The 3,235-nt window shown below is 68.2% G+C and carries 2 protein-coding genes; both read right to left on the reverse strand.

The window, feature by feature from the left end; translation table 11 throughout:
- On the reverse strand, window positions 1-1,683 hold a 1,683-nt coding region (treS, locus tag ACIA6T_RS35545; RefSeq protein WP_399450635.1), incomplete at its 3' end, for a maltose alpha-D-glucosyltransferase.
- The coding region (locus tag ACIA6T_RS35550) for an alpha-1,4-glucan--maltose-1-phosphate maltosyltransferase (RefSeq protein ID WP_399450637.1) at window positions 1,680-3,235 on the reverse strand (1,556 nt) is incomplete at its 5' end. The genes ACIA6T_RS35550 and treS, both read right to left, overlap by 4 nt.

Here is a 3,235-nt window from a genome sequence, read left to right on the forward strand (position 1 = left end):
GAGCCGGAACCAGTAGAAGCCGTGGCCCCCGAGGGTCAGCAGGTACGGCAGTTCGCCGACGGCGGGGAAGCGCACCCCGCCGAACAGCTCGACCGGGTGCCGTCCCCCGAAGGCGCTGAGATCGAGCTCGGTGGGCTGTGCGAAGCGTGAGAAGTTGTTCACGCAGAGCACCAGGTCGTCCTCGTACTCCCGCAGGAAGGCGAGGACGGCCGGGTTGGAGGACGGCAGCTCGGTGTAGGAGCCGAGGCCGAACGCCGGGTTCTGCTTGCGGATCTCGATCATCCGGCGGGTCCAGTGCAGCAGCGAGGACGGCGAGGCCATGGAGGCCTCGACGTTGGTGACCTGGTAGCCGTAGACCGGGTCCATGATGGTCGGCAGGAACAGCCGGCCGGGGTCGCTGGAGGAGAATCCGGCGTTCCGGTCGGGCGTCCACTGCATCGGTGTGCGGACCGCGTCGCGGTCGCCGAGCCAGATGTTGTCGCCCATGCCGATCTCGTCGCCGTAGTAGATGATCGGCGAACCGGGGAGCGACAGCAGCAGGGCGGTGAAGAGTTCGATCTGGTTGCGGTCGTTGTCCAGCAGCGGGGCGAGCCGGCGGCGGATGCCGATGTTGGCGCGCATGCGGGGGTCCTTGGCGTACTCCGCCCACATGTAGTCGCGTTCCTCGTCGGTGACCATCTCCAGGGTCAGCTCGTCGTGGTTGCGCAGGAAGATGCCCCACTGGCAGCCCGACGGGATGGCCGGGGTCTTGGCGAGGATCTCGGAGACCGGGTAGCGGGACTCGCGGCGGACGGCCATGAAGATGCGGGGCATGACCGGGAAGTGGAAGGCCATGTGGCACTCGTCGCCGCCGGCGGCGTAGTCGCCGAAGTAGTCGACGACGTCCTCGGGCCACTGGTTGGCCTCCGCCAGCAGCACCGTGTCCGGGTACTGGGTGTCGATCTCCTTGCGGACCCGCTTCAGGAAGGCGTGTGTCTCCGGGAGGTTCTCGCAGTTCGTCCCCTCCTGCTGGTACAGGTACGGCACCGCGTCCAGCCGGAAGCCGTCGATCCCCAGGTCCAGCCAGAACTTCAGCGCGGAGATCATCTCCTCCTGGACCGCCGGGTTCTCGTAGTTGAGGTCCGGCTGGTGGGAGAAGAAGCGGTGCCAGTAGTACTGCTTGCGCACCGGGTCGTACGTCCAGTTCGACGCCTCGGTGTCGACGAAGATGATCCGGGCGTCCTGGAACTGCTTGTCGTCGTCCGCCCACACGTAGTAGTCGCCGTAGGGCCCGTCGGGGTCCTTCCTCGACTCCTGGAACCACGGGTGCTGGTCGCTGGTGTGGTTCATGACGAAGTCGATGATCACGCGCATCCCGCGCTGGTGCGCCGCGTCGACGAACTCCACGAAGTCGGCGAGGTCGCCGAAGTCGGGGAGGACGGCGGTGTAGTCGGCCACGTCGTAACCGCCGTCACGCAGCGGGGACTTGAAGAAGGGCGGCAGCCAGAGGCAGTCGACGCCCAGCCACTGCAGGTAGTCCAGTTTGGCGGTCAGACCCTTCAGGTCGCCGATGCCGTCACCGTTGCTGTCCTGGAAGGAGCGGACCAGGACCTCGTAGAAGACGGCTCGTTTGAACCAGTCCGGGTCCCGGTCCTTGGCGGGGGTGTCCTCGAAGGTGTCCGGGACGGGTTCGTTGACGATCATGTTGTGGGTGACCCTCCGATCGACGGGCTGGACGGTCGCAGAACACGGCTGTGCTCACCCGGGGGCTCACTCCCGGATGCCCGGCCGACGACGAGCACATGCGCTCCCCCCGGCTCCAGGCGCACATAGTTGGCCCTGCCCCATTGATAGGTCTCGCCGGTGAGCTCGTCGCGCACCGGTACCGACTCGTGCCAGTCCAGGCCGAGTTGCGGCATGTCCAACGAGACCGTGGCCTCCTGGGTGTGGTGGGGGTCGAGGTTGGCGACCACCAGAACCGTGTTCGAACCCCGCCGCTTCGAGTAGGCGATGACCTCTTCCTTGTCGGCGTGGTGGAAGTGGATGTCGCGCAGTTGCCGCAGGGCCGGGTTCTCGCGCCGGATGGTGTTGAGCCGGGTGACGAGGGGGGTGAGGGTGCGGCCCTCGCGTTCGGCGGTCTCCCAGTCCCGGTGCCTGAGCTGGTACTTCTCGGAGTCGAGGTACTCCTCGCCGCCGTCGCGCAGGGGGGTGTTCTCGCAGAGTTCGTAGCCGCTGTAGATGCCCCAGGTGGGGGAGAGGGTGGCGGCCAGGACGGCGCGGACCTCGAAGGCGGGCCGGCCGCCGTGCTGGAGGTAGGCGTGCAGGATGTCGGGGGTGTTGGCGAAGAAGTTGGGCCGCATGTAGGAGGCGGCCTCCCCCGACAGTTCGGTGAGGTATTCGGTCAGTTCCTGCTTGGTGGTGCGCCAGGTGAAGTAGGTGTAGGACTGCTGGAAGCCGATCTGGGCCAGGGTGTGCATCATCGCGGGGCGGGTGAAGGCCTCCGCCAGGAAGATCACGTCCGGGTCGGCGCGGTTGATCTCGCCGATCACCCGCTCCCAGAAGACGACCGGTTTGGTGTGCGGGTTGTCGACGCGGAAGATCCGCACCCCGACCTCCATCCAGTGCCGCAGCACCCGGACGGTCTCGGCGACCAGGCCGTCGAGGTCGGCGTCGAAGGCGATGGGGTAGATGTCCTGGTACTTCTTCGGCGGGTTCTCCGCGTAGGCGATCGAGCCGTCGGGGCGGTGGTGGAACCACTCCGGGTGCTTGTGCACCCAGGGATGGTCCGGGGAGCACTGCAGCGCGAAGTCCAGCGCCACCTCCAGCCCCAGCTCACCGGCCCGGGCGACGAACCGGGCGAAGTCCTCCAGGGTGCCCAGATCGGGGTGGACGGCGTCGTGGCCGCCCTCCGGGGAGCCGATCGCCCACGGCACGCCGACGTCGTCCGGGCCGGCGTTCAGGGTGTTGTTGGGGCCCTTGCGGTAGGTGGTGCCGATCGGGTGGATCGGTGGGAGGTAGACGACGTCGAAGCCCATCGCGGCGATCGCGGGCAGCCGGCGGGCGGCGGACTCGAAGGTGCCGTGCGGCCGGGCGGGGGTGCCCTCGGAGCGGGGGAAGAACTCGTACCAGGCCCCGTACAGGGCCCGCTCGCGTTCCACCAGCAGCGGCAGCGGCTCGCTGCTGGTGACCAGCTCCCGCAGCGGATGCCGGGCCAGCACCGCGTCGACCTCCGGCGTCAACGCCGCCGCCAGCCGGG

Source organism: Streptomyces sp. NPDC051740, assembly GCF_044453165.1.
In the GTDB taxonomy this organism is placed as follows: Bacteria; Actinomycetota; Actinomycetes; order Streptomycetales; family Streptomycetaceae; genus Streptomyces; species Streptomyces atrovirens.